The organism is Streptomyces sp. NPDC029138, from assembly GCF_055564375.1.
Genome location: NZ_JBVHWM010000076.1, coordinates 14,394 through 40,176 on the forward strand (window position 1 = coordinate 14,394; position 25,783 = coordinate 40,176).

Consider the following 25,783-nt stretch of genomic DNA (forward strand, 5'->3'; position numbering starts at 1 on the left):
ATTCTCAACGTCGCGGAGGGGCGGGGACAAGACGCCGTGTCAGGTCATAGGGGTTTCCCTGTGCGCACGGACAGACGGACAGACGGACACATGGACAGACGGCGGCGGACGGCGGCGGGACCGCGCGGCGGAGCACCGGGCGCCCCTGCGCTCAGCGCGGGCGCTTCGTCGCGCCGTGGCCGTGACCGTTGCCCCTGCCGGGGTCGCCGGACTGTGACGCCGTCGGCGTGCCGGTCGGCGCCGTCGTCGGTGTCGTCGTCGGGGCGCCGGACGGCGACCCGTTCGGCGCCGAGGGCGTGGTCGTGGCCGCCGGGCCGCCGGCCCTCCCGCCGTTCGCGTCTCCCCCGGCGCCGGTGTCCGGGGAGGCGGCCGAGCGGGACGGCGCGGGGTCACCGGCTTCCGGAACGCTCGCGCCCGGGGAGGCAGTGTCCCCGCGCGGGCTCGCGGGAGCGGAGTCGACACCTCCGCTCTTGCCGTCCTCGGGCCGCGCGCCGGCCGGGGAGTCCGAGCCGCCCAGCGCGGCGAACGCGGCGACGGCACCGGCCACGCCGAGGACCCCGGCGACGACCGCGACCCGCCGCCGGCCGCCCGCGCGCCGCGCGGCACGCCGCCGGCCGGCCCGGCCCTCACCGGGCGCGCCGGTCACCCCGGAGGGCACGGGCGGAATCGACACCTGCGCCGGCTCCGGCGCCTCGGGGGCCGCGAAGGCCTCGTCGGCCTCCGTGGCCCCGGGGATCACCGAGGTCTCGTAAGGCTCGTCCGCCTGGGACAGCGCGGGCAGTTCGCGCGTCGCGTCGTAGGCGTTCTGCCAGCCGTGCGCGGCGGCGGGGTCGGCGTACTGCTCGTACGCGGGGGCCGGAGCCGGCTGCGGGTGGTACACGATCGGCCGGATCTCGGGCGCGCCGCCCGCTCCGTTCATGCCGTCCGCCCCCGCCTCGTACTCCCGTTCCGTGGACATGCCAGCGGATTGTAGGGACGCAAGCCGCTCCTGAGACAGTCGGAGGTGATATCCGGGCAAATCTCCGTGTCTCACGTGGTGGAAAACACGACCCATGAGGCGTTACCGGGCCGTAAGCTCACGCACATGCAGGTGATCCAGTCGACCAAGCTCGCCAACGTCTGTTACGAGATCCGGGGCCCGGTTCTCGAGGAGGCCATGCGGCTTGAGGCGGCGGGCCACCGCATCCTCAAGCTGAACACCGGCAATCCGGCCGCCTTCGGCTTCGAGTGCCCCCCGGAGATCCTGGAGGACATCCTCCGCAACGTCTCCACCGCGCACGGCTACGGCGACGCCAAGGGCCTGCTCGCCGCCCGCCGCGCGGTCGTGATGCACAACCAGACCCTCGGCATCGAGACGGACGTCGAGCACGTCTTCATCGGCAACGGCGTCTCCGAGCTGATCGTGATGGCGATGCAGGGCCTGCTGGACGACGGCGACGAGGTGCTCGTGCCGGCCCCGGACTATCCGCTGTGGACGGCGGCGGTGTCCCTGTCGGGCGGTACGGCGGTGCACTACCGCTGCGACGAGCAGTCCGACTGGATGCCGGACCTCGCCGACGTCGAGCGCAAGGTCACCGACCGCACCAAGGCGATCGTCATCATCAACCCGAACAACCCCACGGGCGCGGTCTACGACGAGGCGGTGCTCCGGGGTCTGACGGACATCGCCCGCCGGCACAACCTGCTCGTCTGCTCCGACGAGATCTACGACAAGATCCTCTACGACGGCGCCACGCACACCCCGACCGCGAAGGTCGCCCCCGATCTGCTCACCCTCACCTTCAACGGCATGTCGAAGGCGTACCGGGTGGCCGGCTACCGCGTCGGCTGGATGTCGATCTCCGGCCCGCGCGCCCACGCCGACTCCTACATCGAAGGCCTGACGATCCTGGCGAACATGCGGCTGTGCGCCAACATGCCGGGGCAGCACGGGGTGGTCGCCGCGCTCAGCGGACGCCAGTCGATCAATGACCTGGTGCTGCCGGGCGGCCGGCTGAAGGAGCAGATGGACACCGCGTACGAGCTGCTCACGCGGATTCCGGGGGTGAGCTGCGTACGGCCGAAGGGGGCGCTGTATCTGTTCCCGCGCCTGGACCCCGAGGTCTTCAAGGTCAAGGACGACCGGCGGATGGTCCTGGACCTGCTCCGGAAGGAGAAGATCATGGTCGTCCAGGGGACGGGCTTCAACTGGCCCGAGCCGGATCACTTCCGGGTGGTGACGCTGCCGACGGTGGGGGATCTGCGGGACGCGGTGACCCGCATCGGGAACTTCCTCGACGGATACAGCCAGGTGTAGTCGACGGACCTCATTCTGTGACCCGACTCAACTTTAGACGAATTCCAAGCTAAGATGGCTTCCTGTCAGAGCACAGGAGGCCATCCCCATGTACGAGCCGATCCGCACCAAGTCGGTCCACAGCACGATGGCCGGCACCGCCTCGGACTTCCCCCACCGGTCACGCGAGGAGGAGCTGGACATCCAGCTCGCCGGGCACCTCGCCGCGCTGCTCGCGGTCACCGACGAATTGCGCGCGCTGAGCCCGTCCGCCGACCTGGACAAGGCCGCGGAGCGCCTCGCGGCGCAGGTGGCCCGGCTGCGGGGAGGACGTACGCCGCTGCGGGCGGCGCCGGCCGCCGCCGGTGACCCCGGCGCCCTGCACCGGCGCGCGCACGCCCTCGCCGGGCGCGCGCTCGTGGTCGCCGCGTCGCGCGCCGACACGGCGGTGGCGATCCTCTCGGCCGAACGGATGGACGCGCACGCCGCCGCGCTGTCCACCGACCCGAAGGAACTCAGCACCGCCTGACCCCGCGCCGCGCTCGGCCTGGCCGCTCACTTTCCGCTTCCCGGAGGGATGCCCTCCGGTTGCATACCGGGAACGGGCTGTCACTCCCCGTTCATCTCGAAGCGTGCGGAACTTGGGGTTCCGGGAGCACGCTCCCCGGCGTGAGACGTATCGCGGGAATCGTCCTCGCTGTTCTGCTGATCGGTGGCGTGGTGGCCGCCGTCGTCGCGGGCCGGCACGGAGAGGACAAGGGCACGGCAACGAAGACCGTGCGTGGCGTGATCGGATCGGAGAAGGCCGACTTCTTCGCCGATCCCGACGTGGTGAAGGCCCTCGCCGCCAAGGGCTACACCGTCAGGACCGAGGCCTCCGGGTCCTGGGCCATGGAGGGGTTGGACCTCAAGGGGTACGACTTCGCCTTCCCGTCCAGCCAGGCACCCGCCGACCAGCTGGCCGAGAAGTACCACGTCCAGGAGCCGCTGCCCCGGCCGTTCTACTCGCCGCTCGTCGTCGTGGCCCACCGCGGCGCGGCCGACGTGCTCGCGGCCAACGGGCTGGCGGTGCTCGACGGAAAGAACCGCGGCACGCTGAAGACGGGCGCCTATGTGGACGCCGCCCGGCACGACCGCACCTGGCAGCAGCTCAAGGGCGCCAAGGCGCACGGCGAGCTGACGGGCACCCTCTACATCGCCAGCACCGACCCCGAGTCCTCCAACTCCGGCGCCCTCTACCTCGCCGCCGCCTCCTACGTGGCCAACGGCGGCAAGGTGGTGGCCGGCAAGGCGGACCTCGACCGCACCGCACCCCTGCTGCACAAGCTCGTCAGCGTGCAGGGCGCCCAGCAGTCCAGCACGGACGCGGTGTTCCGGGACTTCGTCAGCGGCGCGGGCAACCCGCTGGTGCTGGTGTACGAGTCGCAGGTCGCGGCGCTCCTCGCGGAACAGCACGGCGTGGACGACCTGGTGGTGCTGTACCCGGACACCACCGTCAACAGCGACCACACCGTCGTACCGCTGAACGCGGACGGCCGGGCGCTCGGGGAGTTGCTGAGCACCGACCCGGCCCTGCGCAAGCTCGCCGTCCGGCACGGATTCCGGCCGCAGGGCGACGCCGCCGAGTTCGTCGCGGCCACCGCCGACCGCGCCGCCTACCTCAACCAGAAGCTCACCGGCGTCCGGCAGGCGCCCGTGCCCACCTCCGCGGTGCTGCACGAGATGGCCCGCCGGGCCCGCGGATGACACGGGGGACCCACCGCATGACCGACAGCGACTTCCAGCTCACCCCGCCCGATCCCGTGCCGCCCGTGCCCAAGGAGAAGGCCGGCGGTCTGGTGCCCGTCGAGGACGGGGTGCGTACCGACATGGCCCGCAAGGCCGCCGCCTTCGTCGACCAGCTCGCCGCGCTCGACGCCCGCTCGCCCGAGTTCGCGGGCAAGGTCGGCGAGATCACCGCGCTCGGCGCCGGTGAGATGCGCACCGCCTCCGTCCAGTCCAACCGCATGCTGGAGCGGGCCGTGCGCGGCCTGCCCGACAAGGGCGGGGACGCCCAGGGCAAGGTCGCCGGCTCGCTCGTGGAACTCCGCCGGGTGGTGGAGGACCTGGACCCGCGGGACCTGCCCGCGAACAAGGGCCGCAGGTTCCTGTCCCGGCTGCCCGGCGGCAACAAGCTGCGCGACCACCTCGCCAAGTACGCCTCCGCGCAGGGCAACCTGAACCGGATCGTGGGCGCGCTGCGCGGCGGGCAGGACGAACTGCGCCGGGACAACGCCGCGTTGCAGACCGAGCGGGTCCGGCTGTGGGAGACGATGGGCAAGCTCCAGGAGTACGTCGTCCTCACCCAGGCCCTGGACACCGCCGTCGAGGAGCACATCGCCGGGGTCGGCGACCCGCAGGAGGCCGACGCCCTCCGTGCCGACGTGCTCTTCCCGGTCCGGCAGAAGCACCAGGACCTGCTCACCCAGCTGGCGGTGTGCGCGCAGGGCTACCTCGCCATGGACGTCGTACGCCGCAACAACGAGGAGCTGATCAAGGGCGTCGACCGGGCCGCCACGACCACCGTCTCGGCGCTGCGCATCTCCGTGATGCTGGCCTCCGCCCTGGACAGCCAGAAGAAGGTCGTCGAGCAGGTCAACGCGTTGCGCGGGACCACCGAGGACCTCATCCGGGGCAACGCCGAGATGCTGGCCACGCAGAGCGGCGAGATCCAGCGCATCGCCGCCGACCCGGCGGTCGGCGCGGAGACCCTGCGGGCCGCGTTCCAGCAGATCTACCGCACCCTCGACGCCATCGACAGCTACAAGGTCCAGGCGACCGAGGTCATGGCGAGCACCGTCCAGTCGCTCACGGACGAACTGCACAGCGCCTCCGCCCACCTGGAGCGCAGCCGCGCCCAGGGCGCGCTGGAGGGGGGCCTCGGATGAGAGGACGATCCCTGCTCGCCGTGGTCGCCGTCACCGCCGGTCTGCTGAGCGCGTGCACCTCGCAGGACCCGGAGGACGACTCGAACGCGCCGAAGCCCGGCACCCTCCGGGTCCTCGCCTCCAGCGAACTCAGCGACATGACCGCCGTCTTCGACCGCGTCCGCGAGGACACCGGCATCACCGTCCGGCCCACCTACATGGGCACCCTGGACGCCGTCGACCTGCTGGCCCGGGGGAAGGCGGACGGGGCGTACGACGCGCTGTGGCTGTCCTCGGACGACTATCTGCGGCTGCGGCCCGACGCGGCGAAGAAGGTGGTGTCCGAGACGCCGGTCATGTCCAGCCCGGTCGCCGTCGGCGTCAGGCCGGCCACCGTGCGGGCGCTCGGCTGGAAACCGGAGAACGTCACCTGGTCCCAGGTCGAACAGGCCGTCCAGGACGGGAAGCTGACCTACGGCATGACCGACCCGGCCCGCTCCAACTCCGGCTTCGCCACGCTGGTCTCGGTCGCCTCCGCCCTCTCCGGCGCCCAGTCAGCGCTCACCGACGCCGACGTGACGAAGGCGACGCCCCGGCTGAAGGAGTTCTTCCAGGGGCAGAAGCTGACCTCGGGCTCGTCGGGCTGGCTGGCCAGCGCCTACCGGCGGCGCGGCACCGTCGACGCCCTGCTCAACTACGAGTCCGTCCTCAAGGGCATCCCGGGCCTCACCGTGATCCGCCCCCGCGACGGCGTCGTCACCGCCGACTACCCGTTCTCCTCGCTCGCGTCCACCGACGCCCGCACCCGCGAGGACGTCCGCAAGGTGACCGCCGACCTGCGCACCGACGCCGTGCAGAAGCTGATCACCGAGACCACCCACCGCCGCCCGGTCGTCCCCTCGGTACGGCCCGCCGCCGGCCTCGACACCAGCCGGCGCCGGGAACTGCCCTTCCCCGGCACCCGCTCGGTCGCCGACGGGCTGCTGGACTCGTACGAGAACGAACTGCGCCGCCCCTCCCGCACGGTGTACGTCCTGGACACCTCCGGCTCCATGGAGGGCGACCGGCTCGCCGCGCTGAAGAAGGCGCTGGCCGGGCTCACCGGCGACTTCCGGGACCGGGAGGAGGTGACGCTGATGCCGTTCGGCTCGGACGTGAAGAGCGTGCGCACCCACGTCGTCGATCCGAAGGACCCGAAGGCCGGGCTCGCCGCGATCCGCCGGGACACCGACGCGCTCGACGCCGACGGCGGCACCGCGATCTACACGTCGCTGGAGCAGGCGTACGGCCATCTCGGCACCGACCGGGACACGTTCACCTCGATCGTGCTGATGACCGACGGCGAGAACACCGCGGGCGCCGAGGCCGGCGACTTCGACGGCTTCTACCGCGCCCTCGACCGCGACCGGCGGGACATCCCCGTCTTCCCGATCCTGTTCGGCGACTCCTCCCGCACCGAACTCCAGCACATCGCCGACCTGACCGGCGGCCGGCTCTTCGACGCCCGGCAGGGCTCGCTGGACGGCGCCTTCGAGGAGATCCGTGGCTACCAGTGAGGTCCTCGGCTACCTGGAATCCCGCAAGAACCTCACCGGCAGCGCCTGCGGGCTGCTCGGCCTGGCGCTGACCTTCGCCGGGGTCGCGGGACCGTACTGGCCGGTCGTGGTCGCCGGGCTGTACGGCGCGGGCGCGCTCATCGCCCCGCCGGAGCGGCCCGCCCTGCCCGACTTCCCGAGCCCGTCGGCCCAGCTGGAGGAGATCCGCGCCGACTTCGGGCGACTCGGTGACTATCTCGCGGGTGTCGACCTGCCGCCCACGGCCGCCGCCCGGCTCAGCGGGCTGACCGAGCTGCTGGCCGCGCTGCTCGAACCGGGCTGGGTCGCCGAGGCGCTCGCCCAGGACCCGGAGGGCGTGCACACCGTCTCCCGGGCGGTCCGGCGGGACATCCCGGAGGCCGTGGACGCCTTCGTCCGCACCCGCTGGTGGACGCGTCTGACACCGGGGACCGAGCCGCCGGAACGCCATCTGGAGCGGCAGCTCGATCTGCTGCGGCAGGAGGCCGAGCGGCTGGCGGCGGAGCTGGGCGAGGCCGAGGCCCGCCGCCAGGAGTCCCACACCCGGTACCTGGAGGACCGGGGTGGGACGGGGGACGGCGAACTCAGCGCCTGACGTACACCGTGGCCGACGCCGTCGCGCCGGTGTGCAGGTCGTCGCCCGGCCAGCTGACGGTGTACGTCACCTCGCGCCGCGTGCGCGGCAGGTCGTCGACGGTGAAGGTGCCGTCGGCGGCGACGGTCACCGACGACAGGGTGCCGGTGCCGAGCCGGTCCGTGCGCCGCACGGTGAGCGTGGCCCGCTCGGGCAGCGCCTTGCCCTGCGCGGTGAACGTGCCGGTGAGGTGGACGCCCCCGCTCATCGTGGCCTCGTCCGGGCCGGTCAGCGTGAGCGAGCTGGGCGCCTTGCCGACCGTCACCGTGTGGGTGACGTCGGTGGCGGGGCGGTGGGTCAGGTCGCCGAGGAAGGACACGGTGTAGGTGGCGTCGCCGACCAGGTCGGGCTCGTCCAGCACGGTGAAGGTGCCGTCGTCCTTGACGGTGGCGGTGCCCAGCTGGTGCGTACCGGTCGCGTCCGCGCGTACGGCGGTCACCTTCAGCGGCTCGGCGGGCGCGGGCCCGTCCCACTCCAGCCGGCCACGCACCGACAGCGGCTCACCCGCGACGGCCCCGGCGGGGCTGTGGGTGAGGTCGCCGGTGAAGCGGGTGTCGTACTGGACGGCCGGGGGCTGGATGACGTGCAGCCAGAACTCCTGGCCGGTGCCGCCCCGGGTGACGGCGAAGAGCCGGGAGCCGTCCTGGGACCAGGCGAGACCTCGCGGGGTGACGCCGTTGCCGTCGAGGCTGCCCTCGAAGGCGAACTCCAGCGGCGGTGTGCCGTCGGCCGGGTCGGCGCTCTGCACCAGCAGGTCGGGCGTGCTGCCGCCGGCCTGGGCGCCCCGGGCGATGTACTTCCCGTCGCCGCTGAAGGCGACCGCGGTGGACGTCGCGCCGGCGGGCAGGGCCTGGTACTGGTCGGGCGCGTCCGACAGGTCGCCGGCGTTCAGCAGCCGGGTGCCGGCGGTGGCGTCGGCCACGGCGACATTGGTGCCGTCCGCGCTCGCCGCCATGTCCTTCAGGTCGAGGGCTCCCTTGCCGTCGCCGTCGGCGAACCGGCGGGAGGCGTCCCGCACCGGGGCGGCGCCGCTGACGTCGAACGAGGCGAGGAAGGGGTTCGCGGCGCCGCTCTCCTTGGGCTGGCCCATGAGGAGACGGTTCTGCGCGCGGGCCCCCGGGGCCAGCTGGAGCCGGCCGACGTCGTTCCAGCCGGTCCGGGAGACCGTGCCGTTCGTGAGCGTGTCCAGGGACGTGGTGGCCGTGGCGCACTGGTAGCTCTGGAAGACGTAGGCGTCGGTGCTCCACACCGTGCCGCCCGCGTAGGCGAGTTGGCGTCCGCAGGTGTCGTAGGCGGCGCTGTGCGCGCCGCTCCGCTGGAGCGTGGCGGTGTCGTACGTGACGACGCGTCCGTTCTCGCCCACGTACAGCGTCGCGGAGTCCTCGCTGAGCGCCACGCCGGAGACGGGGCCGTCGTGCTGGAGCGACGTGACCTTCTGCCCCTGGAAGTCGTGGACCAGCACCGTGCCGGCGGCCTGGCCGTCGCGCTGGTCGGCGATGTAGACGCGCTGGTGCACGGAGTCGACGGCCAGGCCGGAGTACGACGCGATCGGCAGCTTGGCCACGGCGTCGGAGGCCGCCGCGTGGGCCGCGGGCGCGGCGGCGACGGTCAGTCCGGTCCCGGCGAGTACGGCGGTGAGCAGCGTGGCCGCGAGCCGTCTGGATCGGTGTGCTGTATTCAACTGTGCCCCCCACAGGCTGAATCGAGCACCTCACCGGTGTCGGTGAGACGCCTGTAAGGAGCATGAAACAGGTGTGAAGATTGCGTGGGCAAGGGGGCGCGCGCGACCGGGCCCCGCACGCCGTTGTGCGGGGCCCGGTGGGTTGTTCACCGCGGCCGGTCGTGACGATCGCTGGTCAGGGCACGGCGACCGGCCGCGGAGTCATCGGTGGGCTGTTCAGCCCAGGCGCTCCACCAGCGCCCGGTACTGGTCCCACAGCTCCTTCGGGGTGTGGTCGCCGAAGGTGTCGAGGTGCTCCGGTATCAGCGCGGCCTCCTCGCGCCAGACCTCCTTGTCGACCGAGAGCAGGAAGTCCAGTTCGGAGGCGGACAGTTCGAGGCCGTCGGTGTCCAGGGCGCCCTTCGCCGGCAGGATGCCGATCGGGGTCTCGACGCCCTCGGCCTTGCCCTCCAGCCGCTCCACGATCCACTTCAGGACCCGGGAGTTCTCGCCGAAGCCGGGCCAGACGAACGTGCCCTCGTCGTTCTTCCGGAACCAGTTGACGTAGTAGATCTTCGGCAGCTTGGACTGGTCCTTGTCCTTGGCCACGTCGACCCAGTGGGCCATGTAGTCGCCCATGTTGTAGCCGCAGAACGGCAGCATCGCGAACGGGTCGCGGCGCAGCTCGCCGACCTTGCCCTCGGCGGCGGCGGTCTTCTCGGAGGCCACGTTGGCGCCGAGGAAGACGCCGTGGTTCCAGTCGAAGGACTCCGTCACCAGCGGCACCGCCGTGGCGCGGCGGCCACCGAAGAGGATCGCCGAGATCGGCACGCCCTTCGGGTCCTCCCACTCGGGCGCGATGATCGGGCACTGCGAGGCCGGCACGGTGAAGCGGGCGTTGGGGTGGGCGGCCGGGGTCCCCGACTCCGGCGTCCAGTCGTTGCCCTTCCAGTCGGTCAGGTGGGCCGGGGGCTCCTCGGTCATGCCCTCCCACCACACGTCGCCGTCGTCGGTGAGCGCGACGTTGGTGAAGACCGCGTTGCCCCACAGGGTCTTCATGGCGTTGGCGTTGGTGTGCTCGCCGGTGCCGGGCGCGACGCCGAAGAAGCCGGCCTCGGGGTTGATCGCGTACAGCCGGCCGTCCTCGCCGAACCGCATCCAGGCGATGTCGTCGCCGATCGTCTCCACCGTCCAGCCGGAGACGGTGGGCTCCAGCATGGCGAGGTTGGTCTTGCCGCAGGCGGAGGGGAAGGCGGCGGCGACGTACTTGGACTCGCCCTGCGGCGGGGTGAGCTTCAGGATCAGCATGTGCTCGGCCAGCCAGCCCTCGTCGCGCGCCATGACGGAGGCGATGCGCAGGGCGTAGCACTTCTTGCCGAGCAGGGCGTTGCCGCCGTAGCCGGAGCCGTACGACCAGATCTCGCGCGACTCGGGGAAGTGCGAGATGTACTTGGTCTTGTTGCAGGGCCAGGGGACGTCCTCCTGGCCGGGCTCCAGCGGGGCGCCGAGCGTGTGGACGGCCTTGACGAAGAAGCCCTCGTCGCCCAGCTCGTCCAGGACGGCCTGGCCCATGCGCGTCATCGTGCGCATGGAGACGGCGACGTAGGCGGAGTCGGTGATCTCCACGCCCAGCGCGGACAGCGGGGAGCCCAGCGGGCCCATGCAGAAGGGCACGACGTACATCGTGCGGCCCCGCATCGAGCCCCGGAACAGGCCCTGGTCGCCGGTGAAGATCTCCCGCATCTCGGCGGGGTCCTTCCAGTGGTTGGTCGGGCCCGCGTCCTCCTCCTTCTCCGAGCAGATGAAGGTCCGGTCCTCGACGCGCGCGACGTCGGACGGGTCGGAGGCGGCGTAGTAGGAGTGGGGGCGCTTGACCGGGTCGAGTTTCCTGAACGTTCCCTTGGCGACCAGTTCCTCGCACAGTCGCTCGTACTCGGCCTCGGAGCCGTCACACCAGACCACGCTGTCCGGCTGCGTCAGTTCGGCGATCTCGTTGACCCACGAGATCAGTTCCTGATGGTTGGTGGGGACGACGGTGGGAGCCGCGATGTCGCGCGCCACGATTGCTCCTAAGTGAGGGATTTTTTGTGTTCTCGCCCCGTGGGGGCCGCGGCCCGGATGCTTCGTAGCCCGCTCATCCGGTGCCGACCGCACTCATTTGATCATCCGAGTCTAGTGCCCATCTGTCCAGAGGGCATCACAAGTGAGCGGCGTGAGGAATCCCACGGTTACCACGACTCTTTGCGTCCACGTTGGGTTCAGCTGAAGGACTTTTTGCCGGATGACTTGATTGAACGTGCATTGACGATCGACTTACGGCAGCGTCGGTACCATGCGGCCCATGACTGCGTCCGCCTCCGACGCGCCCACGGACACGCCGGCCGCCGGCCGTGGCCCCGTGGCGCTCTCCCTGCCGCATCCGGTCAAGCCCAGGCTCCGCGGCTGGCTGCACCTCGGCATGTTTCCGGCCGTACTCATCGCGGGCCTCGTGCTCACCGCCCTCGCCGACTCGACCAGAGGCCGCATCGCCTGCGGCATCTACGTCCTGACGGCCTGCCTGCTCTTCGGCGTCAGCGCGCTCTACCACCGGGGCAACTGGAGCCCGCGCATGGACGGCGTGCTGCGCCGCCTCGATCACGCCAACATCTTCCTGATCATCGCGGGCACCTACACCCCGCTGACCCTGCTGCTCCTGCCCGGCGCCAAGGGCCAGTGGCTGCTGTGGGGCATCTGGGCCGCCGCGGGGGCCGGCATAGTCTTCCGCGTCTTCTGGGTCGGCGCCCCGCGCTGGCTCTACACGCCCTGCTACATCGCGATGGGCTGGGCGGCCGTCTTCTTCCTTCCCGACTTCCTGCGTGAGGGCGGCGTCGCGGTCCTGGTCCTGGTGGTCGTCGGCGGGCTGCTCTACAGCGCCGGCGGCGTGATCTACGGCATCAAGCGCCCGAACCCGTCACCGCGCTGGTTCGGCTTCCACGAGGTCTTCCACTCGTTCACCCTCGCCGCGTTCGTCGTCCACTACGTCGGGATCTCGCTGGTGGCGTACCAGCACGCGTAACCCTCCCACCTCGCCCTTCCGGCCACGGCTCACCTGAGCCGTGGCCGTTTTCGTATGCCCGCCACCGGCTCGGCATTGACAGTGAGAGGAATTTGAGAGTTACTCTCATTTCATGGCTACTCTCACTCACTCTCAGGGGACCGGGCCCGACCCCCGCCGCTGGTGGGCCCTCGGCGCCCTGGTCGCGAGCATGCTGGTGCTCGGGTTCGACACGACGATCCTCAACGTGGCCCTGCCGACCATGGCGGAGCAGTTGGGGGCCACCACCGGTCAGCAGCAGTGGATGGCGGACGCGTACGTCGTCGTCTTCGCGGCGCTGATGCTCCCCGCCGGACTGCTGGGCGACCGGTTCGGGCGCCGCCGGATGCTCGTCGCCGGGCTCGGCGTCTTCCTGGCGGGCTCGCTCCTCGGCTCGCTGGCCGGCGACGTGAACGCCGTGATCGCCGCCCGCGCGGTCATGGGCGTCGGCGCCGCGCTGATCATGCCGCTCGCGCTGTCCGTCCTGCCCTCGCTGTTCGGGCCCGACGAGCGCACCAAGGCCGTCGGCCTGATCTCCGCCGCCTCCGCGCTCGGCATGCCGCTCGGCCCGATCATCGGCGGCTGGCTGCTGAACCACTTCTGGTGGGGATCGGTCTTCCTGATCAACCTGCCGATGGCGGCCCTCTCCATCGCCGCCTGCGTGTTCCTGCTGCCCGAGACCCGCGACCCCGCCTCCCCCAGGGTCGACGTCCTGTCCACCGCGCTGACCGCGACCGGCCTCGGCGCCCTCATCTACGCGATCATCGAGGCCCCCGAGCGTGGCTGGGGCGATGCGCTGGTGCTGGTGACGCTCGCCGCGTCCGTCGTGCTCCTGACCGCCCTGGTGCTGCGCGAACGCCGGGCGGCGCGCCCCATGCTCGACATGACCCTGCTCGGCCGGCGGGGCTTCCTGCTCAACACCGTCGCGGCGACCCTGGTGATGTTCGTGCTGTCCGGCCTGATGTTCGTGCTGCCGCCGTACCTCCAGGCCGTCCTCGGCCACGACGCCCTCGGCACCGGCCTGAGGCTGCTGCCGATGATGGGCGGGCTGCTGATCGCCGCGCGGGGCGCCCAGCCGGTCGTCGCCCGGTTCGGCGCCCGGGCCGTGGTCAGCGCGGGCCTGGTGGTGCTCGCCTTCGCCGCCCTGCTGGGCAGCCGTACGACGGTGGACTCGGGCTACGGCTTCACCGCGCTGTGGCTGTCGATCACGGGCCTCGGCTTCGGCTTCTCGGTGGTCCCGGCGATGGACGGCGCCCTCGGCACCCTGCCCGCCGACCGGGCCGGCAGCGGCTCCGGGCTGCTGATGACCCTCCGGCAGGTCGGCGGCGCCATCGGCATCGCGCTGCTCGGCAGCCTTCTCGCCGGCGCGTTCCGGGACCGGCTCGACGTGACCGGGCTGCCCTCCGGTGCCGCGCACACCGCCGGGGAGTCCGTGGTGGCCGCCCACCTGGTCGCCGCGAAGACCGGCTCGGCGCGGCTCGCGGCCTCGGCGGACGCCTCCTACGTGCACGGCATGACCCTGGTGCTGCTGGTGTCCGCGGTCGCCGCCCTGATGGCCGCCCTGCTCGCGGCGCTGCTGCTGCCGAACGCACCGGCCGCCCGGCGCACGGCACGGGAGGAGCCCCCGGCCGTGGCCCCCACCACGGCCGATGCCGGACAATGACCGGCATGACGCCCGCACGCTCCCCGCTCTCCCCCGCCGACCGGCCCCGGCTGGGCCTGCGTGAACGCAAGAAGATCAAGACCCGGGAGGCGATCCGCGCCGCGACCTACGCGCTGATCGAGGAGCAGGGCTACGACGCCACGACGATCGACCAGATCGCCGACCGGGCCGAGGTGTCGCCGTCGACCGTCTTCCGGTACTTCCCGACCAAGGAGGACATCGTCCTCACGGACGAGTACGACCCGCTGATGCTGGAGGAGTTGCGCGCCCGGCCGGCGGGAGAGTCCTGGATGGACTCGGTGCGGCACGTGATGCGCAAGGCCACCGACGCGATGATGGCGGAGGACCCCGAGGTGGTGCGGGTGCGGGCACACCTCGCGGTCCAGGTCCCCGCCGTCCGTTCCCGGATGGTCGAGAGCATGTCGGAGACCGGACTCCTGCTCCGCGCGGCCCTCGCCGAACGCTCCGGGCTCGCCGCGGACAGCCTCGAAGTGCGCGTCTACGCGATGGCCCTCGTCGGCGGCCTGATGGAGGCCAACATGACCTGGGCGGAGAACGGGTTCCAGGACGACCTCCGCGACCTGCTGGACCGGGCCCTGGACGTCCTGGAGCACGGCCTGCCCGCCGGAAAACCCTGAGGCGACGGCCCGCTCCCGTGACATCCTGACCGGGTGAACGGTCCGGAGATCCACGTCGAGTTCGCCCCCGAGCTGGCCCTGTTCGTCCAGCGGAAGCCGCGCCGGACGGTCGTCACCGACGGCGTCTCGTCCCTCGGCCATGTCGTCGAGTCCCTGGGGGTACCGCTCACCGAGGTCGGCGCGCTGGTCGTGGACGGCCGCGAGGTGCCGCCCTCACACGTCCCGAAGCCGGCCGAGCGGCTGGTCGTCCGGCCGGTGGAACGCCCCCAGCGGGTGCCCGGCGCGCCCCTCCGCTTCCTCCTCGACGTCCATCTCGGCACGCTGGCCCGTCGGCTGCGGCTGCTCGGCGTGGACACGGCGTACGAGTCGACGGACATCGGCGACCCGGCGCTCGCCGCCCGCTCGGCGGCCGAGAAACGGGTCATGCTCAGCCGCGACCGGGGCCTGCTGCGCCGCCGGGAACTGTGGGCCGGCGCGTTCGTCTACAGCACCCGCCCCGACGACCAGCTCCACGACGTCCTCGACCGCTTCGCCCCCGACCTCCGCCCCTGGACCCGCTGCACCGCCTGCAACGGCCTGCTGAAACAGGCCACCAAGGACGAGGTCGCCGCCCAGCTCAAGCACGGCACCCAACGCTCCTACGACGTCTTCGCCCAGTGCACGACCTGCGGCCGCGCGTACTGGAAGGGCGCACACCACGACCAGCTGGAAGCCATCGTGGCGCGCGCCCTGAAGGTGCGCTAACGCTTCCTCAGATCCCCCTTGCCGCAGGCGATGCCGTCCTTGTCACGGTCCAGGTGGTGGCGGTCGCGGCCGTGTACCTCGAGACGGCCGTAGCCCCTGTGGACGAGCCAGGTGCAGCGGTCGGTCCGGGGCATCTTCGGGAAGGTCCAGGGCACGCACTGGTCGATGCGGCCGTAGGCGTGGTCGCAGCCGTCGTAGCCCTCGGCCATCCGCACGCCGTGGTGCTGGTGCGCCGACTCCTGTGCCGACGTCTCCGCGCTGGGCTCCGTCGCCTTCAGTTCGTCGGCGAGGGACCGCACGCGGGCCGCGGCGACCTCGCCCTCGACCTGGTGGCCCCCGTGGCCGCGCCGGGCGGACCGGGGTCGCTGGAGCCGGTACCGGACCCGGTCCCGGACCCGCTGGGCCGACGGCCGTACCAACGGCCGCACCGCGCCCCACCCGACCCGGTGAACCCGGTCCCGGACCCGCTGGACTACGGCCGGACGTCAGCCGTACCGACGGCTTCGCCACGCCCCGCCGGACCCGGTGGAGTCAGGCCGAGCCGCTCAGGAAGCCGTCAGCTTCGTCCGCAGGGCGTCCGGGTCCGTCACCGGCAGGTCGCAGACGAAGCCGCGGCAGACGTACGCGGTCGGCGCGCCGTCGATGAGGGTGCGGCCGGCGAGCAGCGGGAACTCGTCGCTGTCCGGGGTGCCGCAGGCGACGACCGCACCCGGGGCGGTACTCAACAGGGCCGTACGGTGCAGGGCCGCCGTCCGCTCGTCGTCCGGGGCCGGTCCGACGACCGCCACCTCGCGCGGCCCGTCGAGCAGCGCCTCGGCGGCGGCCAGCCCCCAGCCGATGAACCGGGGCACGCGCGGCCCGAGGGTCTTCACGACCCCCAGCGCCCGCTCGGCGGCGGCCCGGTGCGGCTCGGAGCCGGTGTGGGCGGCGTAGCTCAGCAGCGCGCCGGCGGCGGCGGTCCAGCCGGAGGGCGCGGCGTTGTCGGTGGGGTCCTGGGGCCGGCGGATGAGCTGCTCGGCGTCGGAGGCGGTGTCGAAGAGGGCGCCGGTCTCCGGGTCGGTGAAGCGGGCGAGGACGTGGTCGAGCAGCAGTCCGGCGAAGTCGAGCCAGACGCCCTCGCCGGTCACGGAGGCGAGCGCGAGGAAGCCCTCGGCGACGTCGGCGTAGTCCTCCAGCACGCCCGCGTTGGCGCCGACCCGGCCGTCCTTGCTGGTGCGGGCGAGCCGGCCGTGCTCGTCCAGGTGGACGCGGACCAGGAGGTCGGCGGCGGCGACGGCGGCCTCGGTGAGGTCCGGCCGGTCGAAGCAGGCGCCGGTCTCGGCGAGCGCGGCGATGGCGAGCCCGTTCCAGGCGGCGACGACCTTGTCGTCCCGGCCGGGCGCGGGGCGCCGCGCGCGGGCGGCGAGGAGCCGTTCCTTGACCGAGGCGATCTTCTCGGCGTCGAACACGCCTTCCGTCTGCGGGAGTTGCAGGACGGACTGGCCGTGCTCGAAGGTGCCCTCGTCGGTCACGCCGAAGTACTGGGCGGCGAGGTCGGCGTCGTCGCCGAGAGCCTCACGCAGCTGCGCGGGCCGCCAGACGTAGTACGCCCCTTCGACGTGCCGCCCGCTGCCGTCGTCGCTGTCGGCGTCGAGGGCGGAGGCGAATCCGCCCTCGCCGGTGCGCAGTTCGCGGAGCAGGAACTGGGCGGTGTCCAGGGCTACCCGCCGGGCGAGATCCGAGCCGGTGGCCCGCCACAGGTGGGTGTACACCCGGCAGAGCAGGGCGTTGTCGTACAGCATCTTCTCGAAGTGCGGGACGACCCAGTCGCGGTCCACGGAGTACCGGGCGAACCCGCCGCCGAGCTGGTCGTAGAGACCGCCCCGGGCCATCCGCTCACACGTGTCCTGGGCCATCTGGAGCGCGCCCTCGGCACCGGTCCGCGCGTGATGGCGGAGCAGGAACTCCAGCACCATGGACGGCGGGAACTTCGGCGCGCCGCCGAATCCGCCGCGCTGCGGGTCGTACTCGCGGGTGAGCCCGAGCAGGGCCTGCGCCAGTTCCTGCTCGCCGGGCGCCTCGGCGGCCTGCCGGACGATCTCCCGCTGGGCGAGATCGCGGACGATCTTCCCGGCGACGTCGGTGACCTCGTCCCGTCGGGTGGTCCAGGCCTGCTGGACGCCCTCCAGCACCTGCCGGAAGGAGGGCATGCCGTGCCGGGGTGCGGGCGGGAAGTAGGTGCCGAAGTAGAACGGCTCCGCGTCCGGGGTGAGGAAGACGGTCATGGGCCAGCCGCCGTGCCCGGTGGCCGCCTGGACGGCCTCCATGTAGACGGCGTCCACGTCCGGACGCTCCTCGCGGTCGACCTTGACGCTGACGAAGTGCTCGTTGAGGTAGTCGGCGGTCGCCTGGTCCTCGAAGGACTCGTGGGCCATCACATGGCACCAGTGGCAGCTGCTGTATCCGACGCTCAGCAGGACGGGCCTGCCGGTCCTGCGGGCCTCGTCGAAGGCTTCGCCGGACCACGGCCACCAGTCGACGGGGTTGTCCGCGTGCTGGAGGAGGTACGGGGACGTCTCATGGGCCAGTCGATTCGGCATACCCCCATCCTGCCGCAGCAACCCGCGCGCGGGACGTCAGGCCCAGACGGCGACCTCCGGTTTCGCCGGACCGGCGGGCGGCGCGGTGACGACCCTGAGCCGGACGGTTCGGCCCTCGGTGGTCGTCAGGCAGAAGCGGCCACGCGTGTCGCCGGGAAGGCGCAGGTGCCGTTGCGCTCCACGCTCGCGGCGCACGCGTCCGCCGTCGCGGCGCCGGAGTCGGCCGGCGGGGGCTGGCCGCCGGGGCGCTCTCGCCGGGGTCCGCTGCCGGCTCACCAGGACGGTGACGAGAATTCCCGCCACCGGGACCACGATCCCGACGACCCACGGGGAGCCGACACGAAACCCTCACCACCCCCGCTGATCGTCACCCCCTCGCCATCCCGCCTCCGCCGAAGGACACTCATTGGCAACGGAGTTGCCGCCGGAGGGGGACGGGACATGCGGGACGGTCATCGGGCGGAGGCCGAGCGGCTGCTGGTGCGGGCCGTGGAGGAGGAGGTACGGCGTTCGGGCGGGCGGATCGACGGTCAGCTGCTGCTGTCCCGGGCGCGCGGCGCGCTGGACGCGATGGCCGGGGCGGCCGGCGAGGAGTACGAGGCCTACACGCGCGCCCTGGACGAGGCGGAGGCCGGCCGGCTGACCTTCGGCCAGCGGTACGCGCGCGAAGGCGCCGGAACGGCCCTGCTGGTGGCGGCCGTCGCCGCCGTCGCCGCCGCCGTGGCCGACCTGACCCTCGGCACCGGTACCGGCACGGCCCTCGGCGCGGGTGTCACCGCGGCCGCGGTGGGCGCCGCCGCCACGGTGGTGAAGGTGGCCGGTGCGCATCTGCCCGCCGCCCACCACCGCGCGGGCGCGGCCGGCCAGCCCGGCGGCCCGGAACAGCTGCGGTTGCAGTGGCTGACCGCGCTGGAGGTGCGGGGCATCCGCCCGTTCCTCGACCAGCAGCGGGTGCTCAGCGCCTCCACCGGCGCCAAGAAGACCGGCGGCGGCCCGGCGCTGCGCGGCGCGGACAAGAGCGCGGCGGCCCGCAGACGGTCGGTGCTGGAGCAGTCCTTCGGGCAGCTCCCGGACGCCGACGGCCCGTTCGCGGGGCGCCGGGCGGAGCTGGGGCGGATCAGACAGTGGGCGCAGGCGGCCCGTGCGGCCACCGAGACCCGGCCGACGCTGGTGGTGCTGCACGGCGAGCCCGGTTCCGGCCGGACCACGCTCGCGGTGCGCGCGGCGCACGAGCTGCGGGACCACTTCCGGGGCGCGGTGGTGGTGGACCTGCGCGGCGACACCCGGGAGGAGGCGCCGCTGTCCACCCGGGACGCCCTGCTGCACCTGCTCAACCGGCTGGGCGCACCCCGGGAGCAGTTGCTGTTCCGGGAGCGGTCCTCCCCCGACCAGCAGGTCAAACGGCTCGCCGAGCTGTACCACCGGCATCTGACCGGGCTGCCGGTGACGATCGTGCTGGACGACGCCTCGGACCCGGAGCAGGTGCGCGCCCTGGTGCCGGAGCGGTCCGACAGCCTGGTGCTGGTGACCAGCCGTACGCCCCTGGACCTGCCCGCCGACCTGGCGGCCTGGGTGCATGAGCTGCCGGTGCGGGCGCTGGACGCGGCGGGCGCCGAGGAGCTGCTGAGCGCGGCGGCGGAGGACGCGTCGGGGCCGTACGACGCCGACTCCGCCGACCGGGTCCGCGAGCTGTGCGGCGGGCTGCCGCTGGCGCTGCGGATCGCGGGCTCGGCGCTGGGCCCGCGCTCGCCCCGGCAGCTGGCCGCGGACCTGGGCGCGTACGGCCCGGTGGAGCCGGTGGAGCGGGCGCTGTGGCTGCGCTACACCGACCAGCCGGAGCCCACCCGCCGGCTGCTGCGCAGGCTGGCCCTGGCGGGCCGGGCCTCGCTGGGCGCGGCGGCGGCGGCCTCGCTGCTCGCCACCGACGAGGCCGAGGCCACCCGGCACCTGGTGGCGCTGGCCCGGGCCGGGCTGATCGACCATGTGCGCGGCAGCCGCTACCGGCTGCACGACCTGGTACGGGCCTTCGCGCACGCCCGGCTGCTCGACGAGGAGGACCCGGCCGAGCGCGCGGCGGCGCAGGAGCGGCTGATCGTGAACTACGCGGAGCTGGCCGACTCGGTGCTGCGCCTGGTCGACGGGAACATGTCGACGCGGTCGAACCAGTTCGGCTCGCACGGCTTCCCCTCGCTCGACGAGGCGCTGCGCTGGCTGGACGACGAGTCCAGCTTCATCACGGCGGCCCTGCGGCAGGCGGAGGGCGTGAACCAGGCGCCCGTGCTGAATCTGCTCGGCGCGCTGTGCGACTACTGCCTGCTGCGCGGCGACCTGTACCGGCTCGGTGAGATCAGCGAGCTGGCGCAGTCGGTGGACCAGGGGCTGCTGGTGCGCTCGGTGCAGTGGCGTACCGGCATCGCGGCCCGGCAGCTAGGCGAGCTGGACAAGGCGCGCACCACGCTGGCCTCGGTCGTGGACCTGTACCGGGAGGCCCACCATGACGCGGGGGCGGCCCGCGCCCTGACCTCGCTCGGGATCACGCTGCACCACCAGGGCAACCTCACCGAGGCGGCGGCCAGGCTCCAGGAGTCCCTGGACCTGCAAGCGGCGCCGGAGCTGGCGACGGACCGGGCGTGGACGATGCACGCGCTGGCGGCCGTCCAGCGGGACCGGGCCCGGCTGGCGGAGGCACTGGACCTGCTCACCCGCTCCCTGGTCCTGCACCGGGAGGGCGGCTCGGTGCACGGCGAGGCCTGGGCGCACTTCCAGCTGGGCCAGCTGGCGCTGCGGCTGGGGGACGTCCCGCGCGCGGAGACGGAGCTGCGGGCGGCCCTGGAGCGGTACGGCCGGACGCGCGACGCCCGCGGCGAGGCGTGGGCGCTGACCCAGCTGGCCCGGGCCCGGCTGGTGGCCGGTGACGCCTCCGCCGCCGTGGAGAGCCTGCGCCAGGCGGTGCCCCGGCACCGGGAGAACGAGGACGCGCGCGGCGAGGCGTGGACGCTGTACTACCTGGGGCAGGCGCTGGAGGAGACCGGCGAGCTGGACCAGGCGGTGCGCGACCTGGAGCGGTCCCGGACGATGTTCTCCCGGATGCGGGACGTGTACGGCCTGGCCTGCGCCCGGCACCACTCGGCGCGGGCGACCCGGGACCAGCGGGCAGCGCAGACCGGCTCGCTGCGCAACTCCGGTTTCGCCCGTCAGCTCCTGGTGGACGCCCGCGCCGACTTCCAGCGGATCGGTGTCGCCCACGGCGAGGCCTGGACCTGCCTGGAGCTGGCGGTGGTGGACGCGGGCAACGCGCGGACGCAGCAGGCGCTGGCGCTGTGCGACGAGGCGCTCACCCTGTTCACGTCCTACGGCGACCGGCGCGGCGAGGACTGGGCCCGCTTCCTGCGCTGCACCCTGCTGCCGTACGCGGCGCCGGGCGGGGTGGAGGTGGGCACGGCGGTCGCCCAGGAGGAGCTGGCCCAGCTGGCCCGCGCCACGCATCCGCTGCGGGACGAGAAGCTGGAGGACTACCTCTCGGCGTACACCCTGCTGCTGGAGCGGGGTGTCCAGCTGGAGGCCGGCTGGCAGGCCTGGCGGCTGCGCATGACTCCGGACCGCCACGCCCGGGAGGTGATGGGGGTGGCGGTGCCGGCGGGACGCTGACCCTCGCGGGTCAGCGCTGCTGAGCCGGGGAGTCGGCCTGCTCCCGGGCCTTCTCCGCTCCGGCGTCCGGGGACTCCTTGAAGTCGACCTTCTGCATGTGCTTGTTCATCGACTTCATCAGGCCCCACACGGCCACGGCCATCACCGCGAAGACGATGAAACCGAGGACGCCGGGGGTGACCTTGTTCTCGTCCACCTCCTTGGCGAGGGGGACGAGATGCGTCACTGCCAGGCTCACGCTTGCGCTCATGTCAGGCATTGTCCCGGATGCCCGCGAAGAGGTCGTCCTCGGGGAGGGAGGTATCGACGAGAGACTTCGCCAGCTCGTACTCCTCCGTCGGCCAGACCTCCTTCTGGAGCTCCATCGGCACCTTGAACCAGCCGCCGTCCGGGTCGATCTGCGTGGCGTGGGCGATCAGCGCCTTGTCGCGGATCTCGAAGAAGTCCGCGCACGGCACGTGCGTGGTCAGGGTGCGTTCGGTGCGCTCGATCTCGTTCCACCGCTTGAGCCACTCCCCGTACGGCGACTCCAGGCCGCGGTCGAGCATGGCCTGGTGCAGGGCCTCGGTGCGGGGGCGGTTGAAGCCCTGGTTGTAGTAGAGCTTCAGCGGCTGGTAGGCGGGGCCGAACTCGTCCTCGGGGTACTTCTCGGTGTCCGCCGCGCCTTCGAACGCCACCATGGAGATCTTGTGGGTCATGATGTGGTCGGGGTGCGGGTAGCCGCCGTTCTCGTCGTAGGTGGTGATCACCTGCGGGCGGAAGGAGCGGATCTGCTTCACCAGCTCACCGGCCGCCTTGTCGACGTCCTCCAGGGCGAAGCAGCCCTCGGGCAGCGGCGGCAGCGGGTCGCCCTCCGGCAGGCCGGAGTCGACGAAGCCGAGCCACTCCTGCTTCACGCCGAGGATCTCCCGGGCCTCGTCCATCTCCTTCCGGCGGACCTCGTGGATGTGCTCCTCGATGTAGGAGTCTCCCTGGAGCTTCGGATTGAGGATGGACCCGCGCTCTCCGCCGGTGCAGGTCACCACCAGCACGTCCACCCCCTCGGACACGTACTTCGCCATGGTGGCCGCGCCCTTGCTCGACTCGTCGTCGGGGTGCGCGTGAACGGCCATCAGTCGCAGCTGGTCAGTCAAGACTCAATCCTCGGTAAGTCGGCGCCCCGGGTACGTGGGGTGCGATCGGCGGCTTCTATAGTGACCGAATCGGGGGGCGAATAATTCCGCGGAGAGGACGATCATGAGTACCGCGAGCACGCGGCTGCCCGAGGGCCGCTACGGCCGTTCCTCGGATCAGCGCGCCGACCGCAAGCTCAGGATCGCCGGCTCGGTGCTGGGCGCGGTCCTGCTCGCACTGGTCGGCTTCTTCTTCTACCACTACGTCGCCCAGAACGAGATCAGCGCCGAGGTCATCACCTTCAAGGCGTCCGACGACGCGGTCCAGGTGCACCTGGAGGTCCACAAGGACGCCGGCACGTCCGGCTACTGCACCCTGCGCTCGCAGTCGGCCGACGGCGCCGAGGTGGGCCGGGCCGACTTCCGCTTCTCCGGGTCGGCCACGCGGATCGACAAGGTCGTCACCCTCCGTACGACGGCCCAGGGGACGACGGCCGAGATGCTGGGCTGTCACGCCGACTGACACGCGGCACAGGCGGGCGGACACTCGCGGACACTCCCCGGGTTCACCCGGAATGCGTAGGCCCCGACCTGCGTTGATGTGATTCTGATGGCTTATGTCCTCCCCCTTCCGGCGTTGAATTGTTAGGCTCGTGGTTTCGCCCATCCATGAGGGAACATTCTTCTGGGTAGGGCGATGCTTTGTATCCCCAGTACCGACGAGGAGCACCCTGTGACCCAGACCAGCGAGAACGTCACCTGGCTGACCCAGGAGGCGTACAACAAGCTCAAGGACGAGCTTGAGTACCTTACTGGTCCTGCGCGCACGGAGATCGCCGCGAAGATCGCGGCCGCGCGCGAGGAGGGGGACCTGCGTGAGAACGGCGGGTACCACGCGGCCAAGGAGGAGCAGGGCAAGCAGGAGCTGCGTGTGCGCCAGCTGACCCAGCTCCTCGAGAACGCCAAGGTCGGCGAGCCGCCGGCCGCGGACGGTGCCGTCGCGCCGGGCATGGTCGTCACCATCGCCTTCGACGGCGACGAGGACGACACGCTGACGTTCCTGCTCGCCTCCCGCGAGTACGCGAGCGCCGACATCGAGACGTACTCGCCGCAGTCCCCGCTCGGCGCGGGTGTCACCGGCCACAAGGTCGGCGAGGACGCGGAGTACGAGCTGCCGAACGGCAAGAAGGCCTCGGTCCGGATTCTGAAGGCCGAGCCGTACACGGGCTGATCCCGGCCCCGGGTTGGCTTCCGCCCCCGGCGCCCTCAGGGCGCCGGGGGCTTTGCCGTGCTCCGGGCCGTCGTGCGGGCCCGGGTCCGTGACTGTGGTGCCGTGGTCTGTGGTGCCGTGGTCTGTGGTGCTGTGGTGCTGTCAGGCGGTCGCTGAGCGGTACTTGCGCACCGCGAGGGTGCGGAAGACCGCGATGATCAGCACCGAGTAGATCAGCGAGGCCCAGACCGGGTGCTCCATCGGCCAGGCGTGCGAGGTGGACTGCCCGGGGTTGGCGAAGAGCACGCGGGTCGCCTGGACGGTGGCACTGAACGGGTTCCACTCCGCTATGTGCCGCAGCCACGGCGTCATGTTGCCGGTGTCCACGAACGCGTTGGAGATGAACGTCACCGGGAAGAGCCAGATCAGCCCGCCGGAGGTGGCCGCCTCCGGGGTGCGCACGCTGAGGCCGATCAAGGCGCCGATCCAGGTGAACGCGTACCCGAGCAGGAGCAGCAGGGCGAAGGCGGCGAGGACCTTGCCCGCGTTGGTGCCGCCGTCCGAACCGGCCCGCCAGCCCACCAGTAGGGCGACGATGGCGAGGACCAGCAGGGTGAGCGCCGTCTGCACCAGGTCGGCCAGGGTGCGGCCGGTCAGCACCGCGCCGCGCGCCATGGGCAGCGAGCGGAACCGGTCGATGAGGCCCTTGTGCATGTCGTCGGCGATGCCCGCGCCGGAGCTGGCGGTGGCGAAGGTGACGGTCTGCGCGAAGATGCCCGCCATCAGGAAGTTCGTGTAGTCCAGCGCGCTGGTGCTGGCGCCGATCTTCATGGAGCCGCCGAACACGTAGGTGAACAGCACCACGAACATGATCGGCTGGATCAGCCCGAAGATCACCATCTCCGGGATTCTGGACATGCGGATCAGATTGCGTTTGGCAACGATCAGTGAGTCGCGGACGGATCTGCCCACGGGGTTGCCGGGTGCCGCGACGGGCACGGCCTCGGTGACGGCACTCATTTCACGGCCTCCTTGTCTTTCGGCTCGTCCTGGTCGGCGCTCTCCGCCACATGTCCGGTCAGGGACAGGAAGACGTCGTCGAGGGTGGGGCGGCGCAGCCCGATGTCGTCCATCTCGATCCCGCGCGAGTCCAGCTCGCGGATGACCTCGGCGAGCAGCTTGGCGCCGCCGGTGACGGGCACCGTTAGCTTGCGGGTGTGCTCCTCGACCGTGGTCTCGCCCTTGCCGAAGCCGCGCAGCACCTCGACGGCGGTGGCTATGTGCTCCCGCTCGTGCACCACGACCTCGACGCGCTCGCCGCCGGTGCGGGCCTTGAGCTGGTCGGAGGTGCCCTTGGCGATGACCCGGCCGTGGTCGACGACCGCGATGTCGTGGGCCAGGTGGTCGGCCTCTTCCAGATACTGCGTGGTGAGCAGCAGCGTCGTACCACCGGAGACGAGCTGTTTGATGACCTCCCACAGCTGCTGGCGGTTGCGCGGGTCGAGGCCCGTCGTCGGTTCGTCCATGAACATCACCGGCGGCGAGACCACGAGGGCCGCGGCGAGGTCCAGCCGGCGGCGCATGCCTCCGGAGTAGGTCTTGGCGGGGCGGTCGGCGGCGTCGGAGAGGTTGAACTGCTCCAGCAGCTCGGTCGCGCGCGCCTTGGCCGCCTTCGCCCTCATCTGGTAGAGCTGCCCGACCATCTGCAAGTTCTCGCGGCCGGTCAGGTATTCGTCGACCGCCGCGAACTGGCCGGACAGGCCGATGGAGCGGCGCACGGCGTCGGGGTGCCGCAGCACGTCCACGCCGGCGACCACCGCCTTGCCGCTGTCGGGGCGCAGCAGGGTCGTCAGACAGCGGACGGCCGTCGTCTTGCCGGCGCCGTTCGGCCCGAGCAGGCCGAGGACCGTGCCCTCGGGCACGTCGAGGTCGACGCCGTCCAGTGCCCTTACGTCGCCGAAGGTCTTCACCAGACCTTCGGCATAGATGGCACCTGGCATGTGTGTCTCCACGTCGTCGGGGATTCAGGGACGGATTCTTCGCAAAGGCTAGGTATGTTCGCCCGGC

General features: G+C 72.1%; 22 protein-coding genes. 13 read left to right on the forward strand and 9 right to left on the reverse strand.

Annotated features, from left to right (window positions below; all coding sequences use genetic code 11):
* Positions 1-151: 151 nt before the first annotated feature.
* Positions 152-958, reverse strand: coding sequence for a hypothetical protein (locus ACZ4WH_RS37540; RefSeq protein WP_468189419.1), 807 nt, complete (start codon positions 956-958; stop codon positions 152-154).
* A gap of 126 nt (positions 959-1,084) precedes the next feature.
* Between ACZ4WH_RS37540 and ACZ4WH_RS37545 the strand changes: the two genes are divergently transcribed.
* The 6 genes from ACZ4WH_RS37545 to ACZ4WH_RS37570 all read left to right on the forward strand — a co-directional run bounded on the left by ACZ4WH_RS37545 (position 1,085) and on the right by ACZ4WH_RS37570 (position 7,350).
* Positions 1,085-2,296: a pyridoxal phosphate-dependent aminotransferase gene (locus ACZ4WH_RS37545; RefSeq protein ID WP_468189421.1), complete on the forward strand. Its 1,212-nt coding sequence runs from the start codon at positions 1,085-1,087 to the stop codon at positions 2,294-2,296.
* An 88-nt stretch (positions 2,297-2,384) separates the two neighbouring features.
* Positions 2,385-2,804 carry an SCO4983 family protein gene (locus ACZ4WH_RS37550; RefSeq protein WP_468189423.1) on the forward strand — a complete coding sequence of 140 codons (420 nt, stop codon included), beginning with the start codon at positions 2,385-2,387 and terminating at the stop codon, positions 2,802-2,804.
* Between the two features lie 140 nt (positions 2,805-2,944).
* On the forward strand, positions 2,945-4,021 hold the full coding sequence (locus tag ACZ4WH_RS37555; protein ID WP_468189425.1) for a substrate-binding domain-containing protein: 1,077 nt from the start codon (positions 2,945-2,947) through the stop codon (positions 4,019-4,021).
* 17 nt (positions 4,022-4,038) lie between these two features.
* Positions 4,039-5,202, forward strand: coding sequence for a toxic anion resistance protein (locus tag ACZ4WH_RS37560; protein ID WP_468189426.1), 1,164 nt, complete (start codon positions 4,039-4,041; stop codon positions 5,200-5,202).
* Positions 5,199-6,737 carry a vWA domain-containing protein gene (locus ACZ4WH_RS37565; protein ID WP_468189428.1) on the forward strand — a complete coding sequence of 513 codons (1,539 nt, stop codon included), beginning with the start codon at positions 5,199-5,201 and terminating at the stop codon, positions 6,735-6,737. The genes ACZ4WH_RS37560 and ACZ4WH_RS37565 overlap by 4 nt, the downstream gene beginning before the upstream one ends.
* On the forward strand, positions 6,724-7,350 hold the full coding sequence (locus ACZ4WH_RS37570; protein ID WP_468189430.1) for a hypothetical protein: 627 nt from the start codon (positions 6,724-6,726) through the stop codon (positions 7,348-7,350). Before ACZ4WH_RS37565 ends, ACZ4WH_RS37570 begins: the two co-directional genes overlap by 14 nt.
* On the opposite strand, the gene ACZ4WH_RS37575 is transcribed toward ACZ4WH_RS37570, so the two are convergent.
* Positions 7,340-9,070 carry an Ig-like domain repeat protein gene (locus tag ACZ4WH_RS37575; RefSeq protein WP_468189432.1) on the reverse strand — a complete coding sequence of 577 codons (1,731 nt, stop codon included), beginning with the start codon at positions 9,068-9,070 and terminating at the stop codon, positions 7,340-7,342. The genes ACZ4WH_RS37570 and ACZ4WH_RS37575 overlap by 11 nt on opposite strands.
* A gap of 216 nt (positions 9,071-9,286) precedes the next feature.
* Positions 9,287-11,110: a phosphoenolpyruvate carboxykinase (GTP) gene (locus tag ACZ4WH_RS37580; RefSeq protein WP_468189434.1), complete on the reverse strand. Its 1,824-nt coding sequence runs from the start codon at positions 11,108-11,110 to the stop codon at positions 9,287-9,289.
* 280 nt (positions 11,111-11,390) lie between these two features.
* On the opposite strand from ACZ4WH_RS37580, the gene trhA reads away from it, so the two are divergent.
* From trhA to ACZ4WH_RS37600, 4 genes are all read left to right on the forward strand, one after another.
* Complete coding sequence (gene trhA / locus ACZ4WH_RS37585; protein ID WP_468189436.1) at positions 11,391-12,104, forward strand: PAQR family membrane homeostasis protein TrhA; 714 nt, start codon at positions 11,391-11,393, stop codon at positions 12,102-12,104.
* A 112-nt stretch (positions 12,105-12,216) separates the two neighbouring features.
* On the forward strand, positions 12,217-13,785 hold the full coding sequence (locus ACZ4WH_RS37590) for a DHA2 family efflux MFS transporter permease subunit (RefSeq protein WP_468189438.1): 1,569 nt from the start codon (positions 12,217-12,219) through the stop codon (positions 13,783-13,785).
* A 5-nt stretch (positions 13,786-13,790) separates the two neighbouring features.
* Positions 13,791-14,423: a TetR/AcrR family transcriptional regulator gene (locus ACZ4WH_RS37595; RefSeq protein WP_468189440.1), complete on the forward strand. Its 633-nt coding sequence runs from the start codon at positions 13,791-13,793 to the stop codon at positions 14,421-14,423.
* A 33-nt stretch (positions 14,424-14,456) separates the two neighbouring features.
* Positions 14,457-15,167, forward strand: coding sequence for a Mut7-C RNAse domain-containing protein (locus ACZ4WH_RS37600; protein WP_468189442.1), 711 nt, complete (start codon positions 14,457-14,459; stop codon positions 15,165-15,167).
* Here the strand turns inward: ACZ4WH_RS37600 and ACZ4WH_RS37605 are convergent.
* Complete coding sequence (locus ACZ4WH_RS37605) at positions 15,164-15,595, reverse strand: excalibur calcium-binding domain-containing protein (RefSeq protein ID WP_468189444.1); 432 nt, start codon at positions 15,593-15,595, stop codon at positions 15,164-15,166. The genes ACZ4WH_RS37600 and ACZ4WH_RS37605 overlap by 4 nt on opposite strands.
* A gap of 117 nt (positions 15,596-15,712) precedes the next feature.
* Positions 15,713-17,746, reverse strand: a complete 2,034-nt coding sequence (locus tag ACZ4WH_RS37610; protein WP_468189446.1) for a thioredoxin domain-containing protein — start codon at positions 17,744-17,746, stop codon at positions 15,713-15,715.
* A 441-nt stretch (positions 17,747-18,187) separates the two neighbouring features.
* Between ACZ4WH_RS37610 and ACZ4WH_RS37615 the strand changes: the two genes are divergently transcribed.
* Positions 18,188-21,394: a tetratricopeptide repeat protein gene (locus ACZ4WH_RS37615; RefSeq protein WP_468189448.1), complete on the forward strand. Its 3,207-nt coding sequence runs from the start codon at positions 18,188-18,190 to the stop codon at positions 21,392-21,394.
* Positions 21,395-21,404: 10 nt separating this feature from the next.
* Here the strand turns inward: ACZ4WH_RS37615 and ACZ4WH_RS37620 are convergent, their stop codons facing one another.
* Positions 21,405-21,653, reverse strand: a complete 249-nt coding sequence (locus tag ACZ4WH_RS37620) for a hypothetical protein (protein ID WP_468189450.1) — start codon at positions 21,651-21,653, stop codon at positions 21,405-21,407.
* Positions 21,646-22,506 carry a mycothiol conjugate amidase Mca gene (gene mca, locus ACZ4WH_RS37625; protein ID WP_468189474.1) on the reverse strand — a complete coding sequence of 287 codons (861 nt, stop codon included), beginning with the start codon at positions 22,504-22,506 and terminating at the stop codon, positions 21,646-21,648. The genes ACZ4WH_RS37620 and mca overlap by 8 nt, the downstream gene beginning before the upstream one ends.
* Positions 22,507-22,630: 124 nt before the next feature.
* On the opposite strand from mca, the gene ACZ4WH_RS37630 reads away from it, so the two are divergent.
* Complete coding sequence (locus tag ACZ4WH_RS37630; protein ID WP_468189452.1) at positions 22,631-23,029, forward strand: DUF4307 domain-containing protein; 399 nt, start codon at positions 22,631-22,633, stop codon at positions 23,027-23,029.
* A 210-nt stretch (positions 23,030-23,239) separates the two neighbouring features.
* Positions 23,240-23,737 (forward strand): transcription elongation factor GreA, encoded by a 498-nt coding sequence (greA, locus tag ACZ4WH_RS37635; protein WP_468189454.1) that lies wholly within the window; start codon positions 23,240-23,242, stop codon positions 23,735-23,737.
* 141 nt (positions 23,738-23,878) lie between these two features.
* Here the strand turns inward: greA and ACZ4WH_RS37640 are convergent, their stop codons facing one another.
* Entirely contained in the window at positions 23,879-24,736 is an 858-nt protein-coding gene (locus ACZ4WH_RS37640; protein ID WP_468189456.1) for an ABC transporter permease, read from the reverse strand.
* A complete protein-coding gene (locus ACZ4WH_RS37645) occupies positions 24,733-25,716 on the reverse strand; it encodes an ATP-binding cassette domain-containing protein (RefSeq protein ID WP_468189458.1) in 984 nt (327 codons plus the stop codon). Before ACZ4WH_RS37645 ends, ACZ4WH_RS37640 begins: the two co-directional genes overlap by 4 nt.
* Between the last annotated feature and the right edge of the window lie 67 nt (positions 25,717-25,783).